This window comes from Pseudomonas sp. A-R-19, assembly GCF_019956575.1.
In the GTDB taxonomy this organism is placed as follows: domain Bacteria; phylum Pseudomonadota; class Gammaproteobacteria; order Pseudomonadales; family Pseudomonadaceae; genus Aquipseudomonas.
This window is the reverse complement of record NZ_JAHBDR010000030.1, coordinates 1-15251: the sequence shown is the minus strand read 5'-3', so window position 1 is coordinate 15251 and position 15251 is coordinate 1. Positions and strand designations below refer to the sequence as shown.

The following is a 15251-nucleotide window of genomic DNA, read 5'->3' as shown; positions in this document are numbered from 1 at the left end:
TTCCCCCTGACAAACCGTCAGCCGTGCCGACGCCTGACGTGAGACTCAATGATGAAAATACTCGCCCATGCCTTAACGGCCTGTTTAGTGCTCCTGAGCAATAACGCCCTGGCGGCGACGGTGGTTCCCCTCAAGGGGCAGACATCCCAGACCATCCAGCAGGACACCAGTGCCTGCCAATCCCAGGCCAACGCGCAACATCCGGTCCAAGGCACCGTGCCTTCCGGCGGCCGGGTAAAGGGCGCCGCAACCGCCGCGGTAGCCGCCGCGACCGCGGCAGAAGTGCGCGGCCGCCAACATGAAAACCTCTATGACCAGATCGACGACGATACCAAACAAGACTATCGCCAGAACCGGGCACACAGTGCCACGGCGGCCGGCGCCGTCGTGGGGGCTTCCAGGCAACGTCAGGCGCGTCGGCAGAATCTTGCCGCGAGTCAGCAAAGCGTTACCGCCAACAACTCTGTGTACAGCAGTTGCCTGCAACAACGTGGTTACGATGTCTTGCCTTGATCGGCGGCGACCATGACTCAACGAATCAAACCGAATCGAACTTGAGGGCTCCACCTATGCGCCTTGCCTGTGTTCCTGTCGTGATGTTCGCTGTCTGGCTCCTGGCCGGTTGCGCTTCATCCCCGAACAACCCGACTTCAACGTTGCAAACGGACAAATCGCCCGAGCAGTATGTCGACTGCCTCGTACCCAAGTTGAAGGGCCAAGAGATGAACCCTGTCGTGACCGCACGCGAACGCAGTTACCGGGTGGTTGTTTCGAGCAAGATCGCCGTAGACACGGTGCTGCAAACCCATAGGGCACAGGATGGCGGCAAGGTGTATTTGTACGAGCGCCAATTGCTGGCCTCGACCTTCAAGCCATCGGGCTTCGAGCGCACCGCACAGGAATGTTTGTAGCGCCAGACCGCGATTAGCCGGCTCAAATGTTCAGGAGCAATCTCAGCGCTGTCTCACCTGCCCTTCTCCTCTCCAGGCCTGGCCTGCGACTCCCCAGACGCGAACCCCCAATTCGGCATTCAGGTAATGCACAACGCAAAAACAGGTTCTTCACGCATTCCCGGAAAACTGTAGGAGCCGGCTTGCTGGCGATGGACTCACGTGCGCCGCGTTTATCCAGCCCACACGCGTTATCGTTAACGACCATCGCTGGCAAGCCAGCTCCTACAAGGGACCGCGTCCGAGTCGAAATGATGTGAACACCAAACTGTAGGAGCCGGCTTGCTGGCGATGGACTCACGTGCGCCGCGTTTATCCAGCCCACACGCGTTATCGTTAACGACCATCGCTGGCAAGCCAGCTCCTACAAGGGACCGCGTCCGAGTCGAAATGATGTGAACGCCAAACTGTAGGAGCCGGCTTGCTGGCGATGACCTCAAGTGCGCCGCGTTTATCCGGTTCGTACGAGGGACCGCGTCCTGGTCGAAATGATTTGGACGCCAAACTGTAGGAGCCGGCTTGCTGGCGATGGACGCAAGTGCGCCGCGTTTATCCAGTTCATACGCGTCATCGTTAACGACCATCGCTGGCAAGCCAGCTCCTACACGGGACCGCGTCCTGGTTGAAATGATTTGGACGCCAAACTGTAGGAGCCGGCTTGCTGGCGATGGACGCAAGTGCGCCGCGTTTATCCGGTTCGTACGAGGGACCGCGTCTGGGTCGACAATGAGGGGGCCGCTAATCCCGTGAAAGAACCAAAAAAAACCCCGCGTCCGCCATGGAAGGACGCGGGGTAAAGGTCGTTGAAACAAGAGGCGAGGATCGTTTAATACCGACAAACAAACCATGAACGTGATTTGTGCCAACGCTCCTCAAGATCCATTTAAAACTGCAACGATCCAGATTCAAAGCTAATTGGCATCAATAATAATCATCCATGAATCGGGCGCGCTAAAAACCATCATTGATCTGTATCCCGAGGACCTCGAACAACTCAGGTAACAATTAATACCTTGACGAAACAGTTAGTTCGACTCGCTCAAACCTTGGCCCAGCGCAATGCCAACTGCCCGAGCTTGCAGTTTTCGGATAGCGCAGTTAGTCCGTTCCAAGCATCATTATCGAGTCAAATTCAAAACCCATGGGTAATCCAGCCATGCTTTTCCTTTGTTCGATTCAACTGCTACCAATGACGGGCAGGTTTGTTTTCCGCACTGCACGCCGCTGAAACGAGCCAATCCCGCATTGTCCGGTGACACCCGGTGCACCTTCCGCCTGGCCTCTCATCTGCGCACACTCTCCGACCAGAATGTACCGTGCCAAATCCGGCCCCTATACTCAGGCCCGAATCGCCTGAACGGAAGATTTCTATGAGCCACACCTTCAAGTTGAAAAATGGCGCCGTGGCCGTATTCGACCCAGACAGCGCCGTGCTTTGCATTACAACACCCCATGGAGATGTACAAAACTCCACGCTAGGTAGAGCTGAGTCGCGCCTGTTGGACCTGCTGCTCATGGAGCCGGGTGTCACTAAAAGCCGCGACGAAATCATCGACTACACCTGGAACGACCGCGTGGTTGCCTCCGGTAGTTTGAATCAAACCGTTTTCTCACTACGCAATATTCTTAATGACGGTCGAGATCACGAGATTCTGATGACTGTTCCTCGACGAGGATACTGCTTCAACCGACACTGTATGGTCGATGCTGCGGCAGATATAACAGCACCCACAGAGGAAGTTGTGCAACCAGTCGCTCCCGGCCCTGGACAACCAGCGTCACCTGGTATTGATGAGCCGCCGGCACCATCAGCCAAAACTGAACAATCCACCCGCATCACAAAGGCTCAACTGATCGCTTACATCGTTACGCTGGCAGTCGGTGCCTTTACTATTTTTCAGTTTGACTTCGACGCGCCAAAAATTGAAATTTCCAGTATCGACAACAATGGACTGGTCATACACGCCGTGGGCAGCGATCTTGCCGAGGCTAAAGCGCTGATGGACCTGTCGGTCAAACAAACTGAACAGCTATCGCCAAGCCTGAAGGGCCAGGTCTGGATCAACCTGTATAAAGCCAATTACTCCGTTTCGTGTATCCGCCCGGACCAAAGCACTGCAAATCTACAATTGAACAGCAGCGAAAGAGACCTCGCCTTGATGATTCGTCAATGTCTGGAAGTCAACTTATGAAGTTTAAAATTCCGCAAGCCGTTCACTGGCCGATCATTGCCTTGATCAATGCACTCTGTCTTTTTTCCCTTTTCTACTCTCCCTCGCGCTACATGGAAAACACCAGTTATCAAACAAAAACAAGGCAATGGCTGGAAGATCTCAATCAACTCAACACCGAAGAGTACCTGACTATCGGGCATGGCCGACTCACTGGGACAACCCTGGAAAGCCTGAATGGGAAAATCCGCAATGCGACCATTTCAGCGAATATCATCGGAGAAAGCAGTACACACGTCGAGATCAAGGTCAGCAACATCAAGCTCAGCCAGGACAATGAACTTTTTGCCATTGAAAAGACTCCCGACCTGTTCTTCAGACGTCAATACGTCTTGCAGGAAGGTGCCATTCTAAATTACGAATTGATTCCAACACCTGACAAAAGCGCCGTGTGCTTTTATGTACATGAACTTGGCCGCCTGCGCTGCATGAACCATTGACCGGCCTTGCGAACCGACTCGACATCCAAACAACTTCTCAAACAAAAATAACCCTTATTGATTTGAATCAATCACCTCTCCTGCCAAAAATCCCTCGCCGATAACCTTTAGAATCGAGCCAGCTTGATTCTCGTCCGGGACAATGCCCTACACAGGAGAATCAAGTGAAAGCCATGCATTTCCTGCGAATTCATAAATCGACGACATTCGGATTCCTGGCGGTTGCATTTTTGTCCGCCATGCCAGCTTATTCGTTAGCGCACGACGAGCACTCTGTCGAAAGCACGACCATTGAGTATTATGAAATTGAAACAAGCCCGGACGACGTTCAGAAACTATCGCATCTGAAAATTCATAGTGAAAATGTGTATCACGCGGACGAGCAGGACGATGATTTCCCTCTCTCAACCCCGCCACAAGGTGATGCCGGCACGAGTTACGCCAGTTCGCTGATAATACTCTGACGCGCATGCGACCCATCCTGGCGACCTCGTAAATATGAGTTATTGACTTTGGCAGGCACTATCGAAGTGAGAGTATTTGCAGCCCAAGTCGTGGCAGAGCCGCAACTGACATTCTGCTCTGCCTGAATAAACTGTTAACAAGGAATCGCCTCGATGCTACTGAAAAAATTCGTCACCGTGTCGTTTGGTTTATTGCTTTCCCTCAAGGCCATGGCCGACGACAAGGGCATCTACAGTACAAAATTGACGAGTGTCGAAACCAACAAAAAGGCCCCAAGCACCGTGAAAACTGGCTATCAGGTAAAAACCGGTTATCGTATTGACGATTTTTACTCCTTTACAGCAGCAGCCATTGACCCGATGAAACCCCAATCGCAGATCTTCAGTTCGAAAATCGACCCGCGCAACGTTCAGCACATGGATGACTCGGCGTTGGCCAGCAAGTACGCGTTTTCGGCGGAATTGGAACTGATCCGGGGACTCTGACACGCCGATGCGTATCTTCCCCATGACTGCCCGTCAGGCCTGATCCTGATCATTTAATAGATGAGCTTTCAATTTCATGAGTATTGCACCGCCCGATGAAATCTTTCATTTGTCTTCTGCCTCGCCGAGCCAACTGAACAGAACAATTGGCAATTGGGAAATGAGCCTGATCCCGACTGAGCATGAGGCGCGCATTCGGCAACACAAACTCTTTCACAGCCCCGTACTCCAGTGCAGTCGCCTTGAGTTCGACTCATCCGTCACCCTGGTCAGTTCTGTCCCAGCCGGATTCGTGACGTTCGCCATTTCCCAGTCGCCGATTGGGTGCCCCGTCGTAAACAATCACAAACTACGGCCGAATGAAGTCATCGTACTGCACAGCGATGAATCGGTGGATTACACCTGCGAACCGAACGAAACACTTTTCACCATCACCACAACGCTGGAGCACTATGACCGATGCCGCCAACAACACCGTGTCATAGACATCCTTGCCAACAGGACAAACCACAGTTTTCAGGCTGAAAACTTTCAATTCATCCAGTCGGCCATTCAAGCCATCAGCGCTGCGTGCGTCGACATCAACGACTGTGCCTCACCACAATTGGGCGAAGCGCAGCGTTCAGCGATAGAAAGTACGGTACTTGCTTCGCTATTGCAGGCGTTGACACCCGCTGGCGGCATCAACCGCAAGGTGCCAACCAGGCGAAAGGTGGCGATACAAGCCATCGAGTACATTCATGAAAATACAAAAAAAACACTCAATATAAAATCACTCGTAAGGCAACTTGAAACCACCACACGCACCCTGCACTTTGGTTTTATTGAAACCTTCGGGATGTCACCAATGGCCTATATCAGAAATTTGAGACTGGCAAGTGCCCGTCGCGACCTGATTAATAAAACCTGGCCCACCGTCACAGAAACCGCGATGTTCTGGAACTTTCACCATCTGGGTCGGTTTTCCAAGGCCTATCAGATTGCTTACGGAGAGTCACCGTCAGAAACGGCCAGGCGCAACTCAGCCAAACCCAGGAACACCACCTCATCCATTTACAACCAGATGGCTGACCAGAGAAGTTATCTCGTTAACGGACTTTCATCAAAGCCCTGAAAATGATGATTAATAATTTTCCTTGATCAACCACAGGTACCCACAATTGCTTATTTTCCCACTCAAGGAGATAAGCATGCATCATCGAATAAATACACTGCCACTCAAGCAGAAGATCGCTCTATGCATTGCCGTCTACGCAAGCGGCATCTTATTGGCCTGGGTCATTGACTGGTACTGAAGGCGTTTTATCCACGACTACAGCAGTGCACAGTGAAATATTGACACCTCGGGGTTTTTCGATGGTTGCCGCATATAAAGCGTTACTTGGAAGGCACGCAGTCGCTGTATGCCTGATTGCTGCAGCGGGTTGGGCCGCATGGTTCTGTGCTGGAGGAATGGCGGAGCTATTCATTGCACGGAAGTTGAACAACGTTTATGCCGATCTGCGCGCGGCTCAAGTGGAGCCCAATGCGCAGATCGACAAGGTACTGGAAACGCTCGGCGATTTTGATCGTTCGGGCCAGGCATGCTCTGTCGAGCAATATTCACAACTGTCCGATCTGGTTAAAAACCTGCGTTTTGTTGATCAGGCGGCAATCCAGTTGCCCAATGGCAAGATCTGTTCCTCCTACGGACAAGAACTCCCGTCGATACTGGCCGGTAACGAAAAGCGCAAGTTTTCCGTTGGAAAGCGAACCTATTGGGTGGATTCTGGCCAGGCAGTTTCCGCGGACAGCGACTTCATCATCGTGTCGGAACGATCAACCTATGTCTGGGCAAACAAGAAGATCCTGCTCGACAATTTGAAGTTCCCCAAGGACCTGCAACTGGACCTGATCGGTCCCGGCGGCGCAGTCCCCATTGCCTCTACGGCCGCCACCCCCCTGACGATGCAGAAGCCGTTCCACCTTGAAGAACTGGTGACCTCGACAGACAAGGTCCTCATCGCCTTTGCCGGCAACCGAAATGAACTGATTTCCGTCATTTCTCTGCCGTTGAGTGCCCTGACAGACCTCAAATTCAAATTATTCATTGGCCTTGCCTGCGCGTTCGCAGTGCTGCTCTTGCTCGCAAGGTGTATCCATCGTCATTACACCTCGACCGCCGTCCGGCTTCGCCATGCCCTGAAAGCCAACGCACTGGGTGTTCACTATCAGCCCATCGTCAATTTGACGACGGGTTATCTGGTGGGCGCCGAATCTCTTTCTCACTGGAGCGACAACGGCACTCCTGTGCCTGCGGACGTTTTCATTGCGGTGGCGGAGAAGTCTGACTTGATCCGCAAACTGACGCGTTCGGTGATTCGACAAGTAGCGGAGGACTACAGCACTTACCTTTGGGCGTGCAAGGATTTCTACATTACGGTCAATCTTTGCGCCCAGGATATTCAGGACCCGAGCTTTCCAGACTATGTGGCCAGCGTGCTGGCGACCTACAACATGCCTGCGTCAGCCATGGCCTTTGAAATTACCGAAAGAACCCTGCTCGACCAGAAGCCTGCCGCCATGCAACTGCAACGGCTTCGGGCGTGCGGTCATCGCATTGCCGTGGACGACTTCGGTATCGGTTACTCCAACCTCGCGCTCCTCGATTCAGTGCCTTTCGACATTCTCAAAATAGATCGCTCGTTCATCGCAGGCGACAGGATCGCGGCCAAGGATGCCCTGTGGCGACACATTGCCCAGTTGGCCAGGTCGCTAAGACTCAAGGTCGTGGCCGAAGGTGTCGAGACTGCGGAGCAACTGCCGCACCTGGTGTCGGAGGGAGTCCTATTGGCGCAAGGCTGGTTGTTCTGCAAAGCGCTGCCCATCCAAGCGTTGGCAAGACGCTACTTTCAATGTCCGGCAAACATCCCGCCCTACGCCTCAAAAATACCAATCAATGACTTCTATTAACCCCTCATGGCCCATCAAATGCTCGCCGAACCCTAACACCTGACAAACCTGTACAAGGACTCCACAACCCATGCTACTTCGAAACCTTGGCTTCGCTTCACTGCTATCGTTGCTGTCTGTCCAGGCGCTCGCTGATGACAAAGGTTTATATCTTGGCGCTGGCGTAACCAGCATTCAGACCGATGAATCCCGGCTCGACGACGAGGACACCAGCTACAAGGTTTATGCAGGTTATCGCGTCAATAGCTACCTGGCCTTCGAGGGGGCCTATGTCGATCTCGGTCAATTCAAGGACAAGAACGTCGATTTCGATGGCAAGTCGGCCCAGGCTGCCGCCCATGTCGGCTTTCCGCTGGGTGACCGATTGCGGTTATTCGGCAGCGTCGGCGCTCACGCCTGGGATGCCGATGGCAATGCCACTGACGACGATACCGGGGTTGACCTGACCTACGGCGTCGGCGTGGAGTTCGATGTCTTTCGCAACATCGGCCTGCGCGCGGAATACGAAGTCCTGGAGGTCGGAGAGATCGACCTGAACCAGACGACCGCATCGGCCTACATGCTTTTCTAATACCGCTACAACTGAGCGGCCTTGCCGGTCGCTCAACGCACTCTATCCCCCCGCATAGCGCCAAAAAAGCCATTAACGCCAAAACCCGGAGCCCTTGCCGGCGCTTTTGAGTACCCCGCTAACCGGCTACCGAGCCGAGGTGAAAACTGCCAATGTGGATGCGGCCGATGAAGACGCCCAGGGCAATGGCCAGGAACACCGCGATTTCCTGGTCGGTCCGCAAGGCATGGAGCACAAACTCGATCATGGTGCGAACTCCCTTTCAGGCGTAATCAGGATTCCTTCGGTTCTTGCGCGGGTGCCGTGTACCACTTGTCCCGGGGCACCCATTTCTCGTGTTGCGGATCGCCCAGATAGTGCGGCGACATGATCTGCACGCCGTACTCGTTGAACACATCCTGGATGTTGGCGTGCAGCATGCTCAGCAGCACCGCTCGAGGCCGGGGCTGACTAGGAATGGCCTGGGCCACCAGCCGATATTCTGGGTAGAAGTCCGACAATGCGGTCTGGAACACCTGGGCCGGCGGCACTTCGAGAATCCCCGGCGTGCGTGCCGCGGCCTCCAGCAGCATCGCCTCCACCTGGCGCCACGGCGTGTCGTAGCCGATGGTCACGACCGTGTCGACCACGTAGCCGGGGCCTTGCACCACCCGCGAGTAGTTCTTGGTGACGGTGCCGGTGATCATCGAATTGGGCAGGGTCAGCACCTCGCCCAGGCCGGTGCGAATGCTGGTGGTGAACATGCCAAGTTCGGTCACCGTGCCTTCGTAGTCGCCAATACGCACGAACTCACCGGGGCGCAGGGTTCGGGTGTAGGTCAGGATCAAGCCTGCCGCTGCCTGGCCGACCACGCTGGTGGCGCCCAGGGAAATCATCAGGCCGATCAACACCGACAAGCCTTTGAATGCATCGGTGCCGGCACCCGGCAGGTACGGATAAGCCATGGCCAGGGCAAACAGCCAGATCGCCAGGGAGGTCAGGCGTTGGGTCGGTTGCAGGGTTTCATGGTTCAGCCAGCTGAAGGTGCCCGGTGCCGCCATGCGCCGCAGTATCCGCCGCATGAATGCGGTGGCGCCGCGCGCGATGAAGAATATCGCCAGCGCCACGCCCAGCCCGGGTATGGCACCGACGATCCCTTGCAGCAGATAGTCGCCAAGCTCCAGCAGATAGTTGTTGAGGCTTTCGCCCCAGGGCCGAGTATAGGGAAAACGTGACAGGACAAAGCCCAGCCATTCGTACGTCAGCAGCAACACGACGATCCAGCGCACCAGCTCCAGCAGGCGGCTGGCCAGCGGGTACAGATAATTGGCGTCGACCAGCGGAACCCGCCCGACCTTCAGGGCCTTGGTGTGCCGATGCATCAATTCGGGCAGCTTCTTCAGCACTCTGCGCCGCAGGTACGACATGCCAAACAGCAGCGCGATGTAAATGCCGGTGGCGATCAACGCGGCGACTACCGAGCGCAGGATCAACTGCAGGCTGCGGGCTTCGCGGGTTTCGGCCACGACCTGGCGCAGTCTGTCGGCCGCGGCTTCGGCGGCCTGCTGCACCGAGTCATATTCAGTCTCGTCGAAGTCCTTGGGCGAAACGATAAAGGCGCGCCGGCTGCCCAGCAGCACCATGTAGCTTTTCATGATCGGGTCGAGGGTGACATTGAGGTCGTCAGCGTCATCCAGCACCTCACCGATCACGGTTTTCGCCCGTTTGACCCGCGAGGCCGGGCCTTCGCCGAGGAGGGTCGCACGAAACACCATGACGCTGCGGTTGGCGACTTTCAATTCAGCGGGAGCATCAACCACTTTCGGCGCGTCCTCGGCCCACAGTTGCACCGACCAAAACATCCCGAAAACAGTAAACATTACAGCGAGCAGCCTGCTCCGCATGTGTCGGATCCTTACTTCACATAATTCAAATCGAGGGTACGTACCGCAGCGTAGTTCACCGATGAACGGTTGTCAGATTTGAGCTACACGCAGTTTCCTTGCCCGTCTGTTTCCTTGAAACATCGAGCTCAAGCCCCTGAAAATATGCTCTGAGCGGATTCTCGAAACACTGAAGATCCCTGTGGGAGCGAGCCTGCTCACGAAGACGGTGTATCAGACACCTTGATGTTGAATGTGCCGCCGCCATCGCGAGCAGGCTCGCTCCCACAATATGTTCCGTACCCGATTCAAGGATTGACCTGATAACCCTTGCCCTGCAAACAGCTGCTGTAAGCCGACGCGGTGTTCGCCTGGGTGGTTTTCTCGTCCGCCCGGCGTTCCTGGCGCTGACGCGAACCACCGACCACCATCCCGGCCGCTGCCGTCGATTTGGCCTGGTTCTGGCGATAGTCCTGCTTCCTGTCATCGTCGACACGATCATAGGCTTCGTCATGCTGATTGCCGCGCACCTGGGCAGCCGTTGCGCCAGCGGCGGCCCCGACAGCGGCACCCTTGACCCGCCCGCCCGAAGGGGTAGAGGACGTCGAAGCGCTTTGGCTGGCGGCGATGCTGTTGCATTCGTTGATGTCGGCCTGGGTTTGTTGCGAACTTTGCCCTTTCATCGGCACTACCGTTTGCGCCCATCCCGGGGCACTGAAAACCGACAGGGCGATGCACAAGCTGAGCGGTGAAAACCTTTTCATGATGACCTCCGGAAGACCGCGGTTCACCCCCAAAAGGAGTTTAGATCAGCCCCGCTCAGCCACCCGGTTACTGACCAACGGTGGGTTCGATTTCCACCTGTAGGAGAGCTGGTTTGTCGGTTCGCCGCATCGCAGCGATGGCGTCTTGTCAGTCGACGCCTGTTTCGTCTGACACACCGCCATCGCCAGCAAGCCGGCTCCTACAAGGGACGCGTCCTGGTCGAAATGATGTGAGCGCCAAACTGTAGGAGCCGGCTTGCTGGCGATGGCCTCATGTGCGCCGCGTTTATCCGGTTGAGGCGCGTTATCGTTAACGACCATCGCTGGCAAGCCAGCTCCACAAGGGACCGCGTCCTGGTCGAAATGATGTGAGCGCCAAACTGTAGGAGCCGGCTTGCTGGCGATGGCCTCATGTGCGCCGCGTTTATCCGGTTCACACGCGTTATCGTTAACGACCATCGCTGGCAAGCCAGCCCCTACAAGGGACCGTGTCCTGGTCGAAATGATGTGAACGCCAAACTGTAGGAGCCGGCTTGCTGGCGATGGACTCATGTGCGCCGCGTTTATCCGGTTGATGCGCGTTATCGTTAACGACCATCGCTGGCAAGCCAGCTCCTACAAGGGACCGCGTCCGGGTCGAAATGATGTGAACACCAAACTGTAGGAGCCGGCTTGCTGGCGATGAACTCCAGTGCGCCGCGATTATCCAGGTCCTACGCGTCATCGTTAACCACCATCGCTGGCAAGCCAGCCCCTACAAGGGACCGCGTCCGGGTCGAAATGATGTGAACGCCAAACTGTAGGAGCCGGCTTGCTGGCGATGGACTCCAGTGCGCCGCGTTTATCCGGTTGAGGCGCGTTATCGTTAACGACCATCGCTGGCAAGCCAGCCCCTACAAGGGACCGCGTCCGGGTCGAAATGATGTGAACACCAAACTGTAGGAGCCGGCTTGCTGGCGATGGCCTCCAGTGCGCCGCGTTTATCCGGTTGATGCGCGTTATCGTTAACCACCATCGCTGGCAAGCCAGCTCCTACAAGGGACCGCGTCCTGGTCGAAATGATGTGAGCGCCAAACTGTAGGAGCCGGCTTGCTGGCGATGAACTCCAGTGCGCCGCGATTATCCAGGTCATACGCGTCATCGTTAACCACCATCGCTGGCAAGCCAGCCCCTACACGGGACCGCGTCCGAGTCGAAATAATGTGAACACCAAACTGTAGGAGCCGGCTTGCTGGCGATGGACTCCAGTGCGCCGCGTTTATCCAGTTTGTACGCGTTATCGTTAACGACCATCGCTGGCAAGCCAGCCCCTACAAGGGACCGCGTCCGGGTCGAAATGATGTGAACACCAAACTGTAGGAGCCGGCTTGCTGGCGATGGCCTCATGTGCGCCGCGTTTATCCGGTTCACACGCGTTATCGTTAACGACCATCGCTGGCAAGCCAGCTCCTACAGGTTTTGTGGCGCTGATCAGGCTTTTGTGGTCAGCGGATAGAGCTTGTCATCGAACTGCGCCAGCTTCGGGAATACCAGCGGCTGGTCGTCGCTCAGGTGCTGCAACCGCTGGTCGTAGTCGACCAGAAATTGCTGGCGCGCCTCTTCACTGATGTACGGCACATGCCAGGCCACGAACGGTTCCAGCACATCGAACCCGACGTAAGCCAACGTGCCACGCAGGATCGGCCGCAGCATGTCTTCCAGCGGGCCGTGGATCGCGCCTTCGCCAAACATGTGTTCACGACCACCCAGGGTCACGGTCACCAGCGCCTTTTTGCCAGCCAGGCCACCCTGATCGTAGAAGCGCTTGCCGCCATAGCAAATCCCCGACACCAGCACGCGGTCGATCCAGCCCTTGAGCATGGCCGGGGCAGAGAACCAGAAAATCGGGAAGTTGAGGATCAACAGGTCGGCCCACAGCAGCTTGTCCAGTTCAGACTGGATGTCCGCCGCCAGTGATTGGCTCTTCGCGCCCAGGCGTTGTTCCAGGGCATAGACCAGGTATTCGGGGTTTTCCCGATTCGAGAAGTCCGCGTCGCTGGCCACCGGGTTCCAGTTCATTTTGTACAGGTCGCTGACCTGCACTTCGTGGCCCTGGGCTTCGAGGGTGGTAACAGCCTGGTCCCGCAGGGCGGCGGTGAAGGATTGCGGCTCCGGGTGAGCGTGGACGATCAGTACTTTCATGGTGGTTCCTTAGACTTGTTCCAGCGTATCGGTTGAAGAAGTGGAAGCGCGCGTGGCCAGCAACCGGTCGAGCCAGTCGGGGTCCATTTGCGGTTCGGAAGAAAACAGCAGCCCGGTGTAGTCCTGATGCGGCGGGGTGAAGATCTGGCTGCGCGAGCCGTGGTCCACCACCCTGCCCCGTTGCATGACCAATACCTCATCGGCAATGGCTCGCACTGTAGCAACATCGTGGGTGATGAACAGGTAGGCGACACCCAGTTGTTGCTGGATGCGGTTGAGCAATTTCAGCACGCCTTCGGCCACCAGTTGGTCCAGCGCCGAGGTCACTTCGTCGCAAATGATCAGTTGCGGATCGGCCGCCAACGCCCGGGCGATGCAGATGCGTTGTTTCTGCCCGCCGGACAGTTCACGGGGCTGACGCTCCATGAAGGTCGCCGGGTCGAGTTCGATCATCTCCAGCAGCTCGGCAACCCGGGCACGCATGGCCTTGCCCTTGAGGCCGAGGTAGAACGTCAGCGGCCGGCCGATGATGTCGACGATGCGCTGACGCGGATTGAGTGCCGTGTCGGGTATCTGGTAGATCATCTGGATGCGCCGCAGTTGCTCCTTGCTGCGCTGGCGGAAGTCCGCCGGCAATGGCTCGCCGTCGTACAGCACCTGGCCGTAGGTCGGTGGCAGCAAACCGGTGATCAGCCGCGCCGTCGAGCTTTTGCCGCTGCCGGATTCGCCGATCACCGCCAGGGTCTGGCCGCGATACAGCTTCAACGACACGTCGTGCAGCACCGGTTGCTGGCCGTAGCTGGCGCAACTGTTGCGCAGTTCCAGCAAGGGTTGTTCCTGCTGCGGACAGGCCTTGGGTTCGGTGCGGAAACTGCGCACCGCCCACAGCGACTTGGTGTAGTCCTCCTGCGGGTCGCCGAGCATTTTGCGCGTCTCGGCCTCTTCCACCAGTTTGCCGTGGCGCAACACCATGATGCGGTCGGCCATCTGCGCCACCACCGCCAGGTCGTGGCTGATGTAGATGGCGGCGCTGCCGTAGGTGGCTACCGCATCGCGAATGGCCGCCAGCACTTCGATCTGGGTGGTGACGTCCAGGGCCGTGGTCGGTTCATCGAAGATGATCAGGTCCGGATGACAAGCCATGGCCATGGCGGTCATGACCCGCTGCAACTGGCCGCCGGAGACCTGGTGCGGATAACGCTGGCCGATGGTTTCGGGATTGGGTAAACGCAGCACCCGATACAACTCCACCGCTTCGCGCATCGCCTGTTCGCGGCTCATACCGCCGTTCTTCACGGCGGTTTCGACGTGCTGGTCGATCAGTCGGTGGGCCGGGTTGAACGAGGCCGCCGCGCTCTGTGCCACATAGGCGATGCGCAGGCCGCGCAGCTTGCGCAGGGCTTCGGGCTTGGCCTTGAGCAAGTCGATGCCGTCGAAATGCACCGAGCCGCCGGTGATCCGGCAGCCGTCGCGGGTATAACCCATGGCCGACAAGCCGAGGGTCGACTTGCCCGCGCCGGACTCGCCGATCAGCCCGAGTACCTCACCCCGCTGCAGGGTCAGGTCGATGCCCTTGATCAGCGGATGCCAGGCGTCCTCGTAATGGCCTTCGATGTGCAGGTTGCGGATTTCCAGCAAAGGTTTCGAAGTCGTCATGTTCAGCATTCCTTGAGGCCGCTGGATTTGTGCAGCATCCAGTCGACGACGAAATTGACGCTGACCGTGATCACGGCCACGGCCAGGGCGGGCAGCAACGGGCTGATGTCGCCGAAGGTGATCAGCACCGCGTTGTCGCGCACCATGCTGCCCCAGTCGGCGGTGGGCGGCTGGATGCCCAGGCCAAGGAACGACAGCGCACTGATGAACAGGAACACAAAGCAGAAGCGCAGGCCGAACTCGGCAATCAGCGGTGCCGCTGCGTTTGGCAGCACTTCGCGGGTCACCAGCCACCACAGGCCTTCACCGCGCAGGCGTGCGGCTTCGACGAAGTCCTGCACCACTACGTTCATCGCCACCGCGCGAGACAGTCGGAACACCCGCGTCGCATCCAGCAGCGCAATCACCAACACCAGCGACGTGGCGTTGGTGCCGACCACGCTGAGGATCAGCAAGGCAAAGATCAGTTGCGGGATGGCCATCAGGATGTCCACCACCCGCGACAATCCCTGGTCGACCCAGCCGCCCTTGATCGCCGCAATCAGGCCGCTCAAGCCACCGAGCAGAAACGCCAGCACCGTGGTCAGGAACGCAATGCCCAGGGTGTTGCGCGCGCCATAGACCAGGCGGCTGAACATGTCGCGCCCCAGGTTATCGGTGCCCAACAGGAACTGCCCGCCCCACGGTTCAAAGC

The 15251-nt window shown here is 57.0% G+C and carries 15 protein-coding genes; 9 read left to right on the top strand and 6 right to left on the bottom strand.

Translation table 11 applies throughout. The features are described 5' to 3' along the window. Nucleotides 1–51 precede the first annotated feature (51 nt). The 9 genes from KGA88_RS01975 (at nucleotide 52) to KGA88_RS01935 (ending at nucleotide 8094) form a co-directional block, all read left to right on the top strand. Complete coding sequence (locus tag KGA88_RS01975; protein ID WP_223588655.1) at nucleotides 52–513, top strand: hypothetical protein; 462 nt, start codon at nucleotides 52–54, stop codon at nucleotides 511–513. 56 nt (nucleotides 514–569) lie between these two features. Next, entirely contained in the window at nucleotides 570–911 is a 342-nt protein-coding gene (locus KGA88_RS01970; RefSeq protein WP_223588500.1) for a hypothetical protein, read from the top strand. Between the two features lie 1409 nt (nucleotides 912–2320). Further along, nucleotides 2321–3142, top strand: a complete 822-nt coding sequence (locus tag KGA88_RS01965; protein ID WP_223588498.1) for a transcriptional regulator — start codon at nucleotides 2321–2323, stop codon at nucleotides 3140–3142. Further along, nucleotides 3139–3621: a hypothetical protein gene (locus KGA88_RS01960; protein WP_223588496.1), complete on the top strand. Its 483-nt coding sequence runs from the start codon at nucleotides 3139–3141 to the stop codon at nucleotides 3619–3621. The genes KGA88_RS01965 and KGA88_RS01960 overlap by 4 nt, the downstream gene beginning before the upstream one ends. Before the next feature lie 173 nt (nucleotides 3622–3794). Further along, a complete protein-coding gene (locus KGA88_RS01955; protein WP_110658722.1) occupies nucleotides 3795–4085 on the top strand; it encodes a hypothetical protein in 291 nt (96 codons plus the stop codon). 153 nt (nucleotides 4086–4238) lie between these two features. Further along, nucleotides 4239–4571, top strand: coding sequence for a hypothetical protein (locus KGA88_RS01950; protein WP_110658716.1), 333 nt, complete (start codon nucleotides 4239–4241; stop codon nucleotides 4569–4571). A 76-nt stretch (nucleotides 4572–4647) separates the two neighbouring features. Continuing rightward, the gene (locus KGA88_RS01945) at nucleotides 4648–5685 is read left to right on the top strand and encodes a helix-turn-helix domain-containing protein (RefSeq protein ID WP_223588494.1); all 1038 of its coding nucleotides are present in this window, start codon (nucleotides 4648–4650) and stop codon (nucleotides 5683–5685) included. 338 nt (nucleotides 5686–6023) lie between these two features. Further along, entirely contained in the window at nucleotides 6024–7523 is a 1500-nt protein-coding gene (locus KGA88_RS01940; RefSeq protein ID WP_223588492.1) for an EAL domain-containing protein, read from the top strand. A 70-nt stretch (nucleotides 7524–7593) separates the two neighbouring features. Beyond that, a complete protein-coding gene (locus tag KGA88_RS01935) occupies nucleotides 7594–8094 on the top strand; it encodes an outer membrane beta-barrel protein (protein WP_110658710.1) in 501 nt (166 codons plus the stop codon). Nucleotides 8095–8212: 118 nt separating this feature from the next. Here KGA88_RS01935 and KGA88_RS31390 read toward each other — a convergent pair whose 3' ends face one another. The 6 genes from KGA88_RS31390 to KGA88_RS01910 form a co-directional block, all read right to left on the bottom strand. Beyond that, nucleotides 8213–8341 (bottom strand): hypothetical protein, encoded by a 129-nt coding sequence (locus tag KGA88_RS31390; protein ID WP_263295988.1) that lies wholly within the window; start codon nucleotides 8339–8341, stop codon nucleotides 8213–8215. Nucleotides 8342–8366: 25 nt separating this feature from the next. Beyond that, nucleotides 8367–9977, bottom strand: a complete 1611-nt coding sequence (locus KGA88_RS01930; RefSeq protein ID WP_223588489.1) for a mechanosensitive ion channel family protein — start codon at nucleotides 9975–9977, stop codon at nucleotides 8367–8369. 287 nt (nucleotides 9978–10264) lie between these two features. Then, nucleotides 10265–10720 (bottom strand): YMGG-like glycine zipper-containing protein, encoded by a 456-nt coding sequence (locus tag KGA88_RS01925; RefSeq protein WP_223588487.1) that lies wholly within the window; start codon nucleotides 10718–10720, stop codon nucleotides 10265–10267. A gap of 1470 nt (nucleotides 10721–12190) precedes the next feature. Next, nucleotides 12191–12901 (bottom strand): NAD(P)H-dependent oxidoreductase, encoded by a 711-nt coding sequence (locus KGA88_RS01920; RefSeq protein WP_223588484.1) that lies wholly within the window; start codon nucleotides 12899–12901, stop codon nucleotides 12191–12193. 9 nt (nucleotides 12902–12910) lie between these two features. Further along, nucleotides 12911–14557, bottom strand: coding sequence for an ABC transporter ATP-binding protein (locus tag KGA88_RS01915; protein ID WP_223588481.1), 1647 nt, complete (start codon nucleotides 14555–14557; stop codon nucleotides 12911–12913). A gap of 2 nt (nucleotides 14558–14559) precedes the next feature. Further along, on the bottom strand, nucleotides 14560–15251 hold a 692-nt coding region (locus tag KGA88_RS01910; protein ID WP_223588479.1), incomplete at its 5' end, for an ABC transporter permease.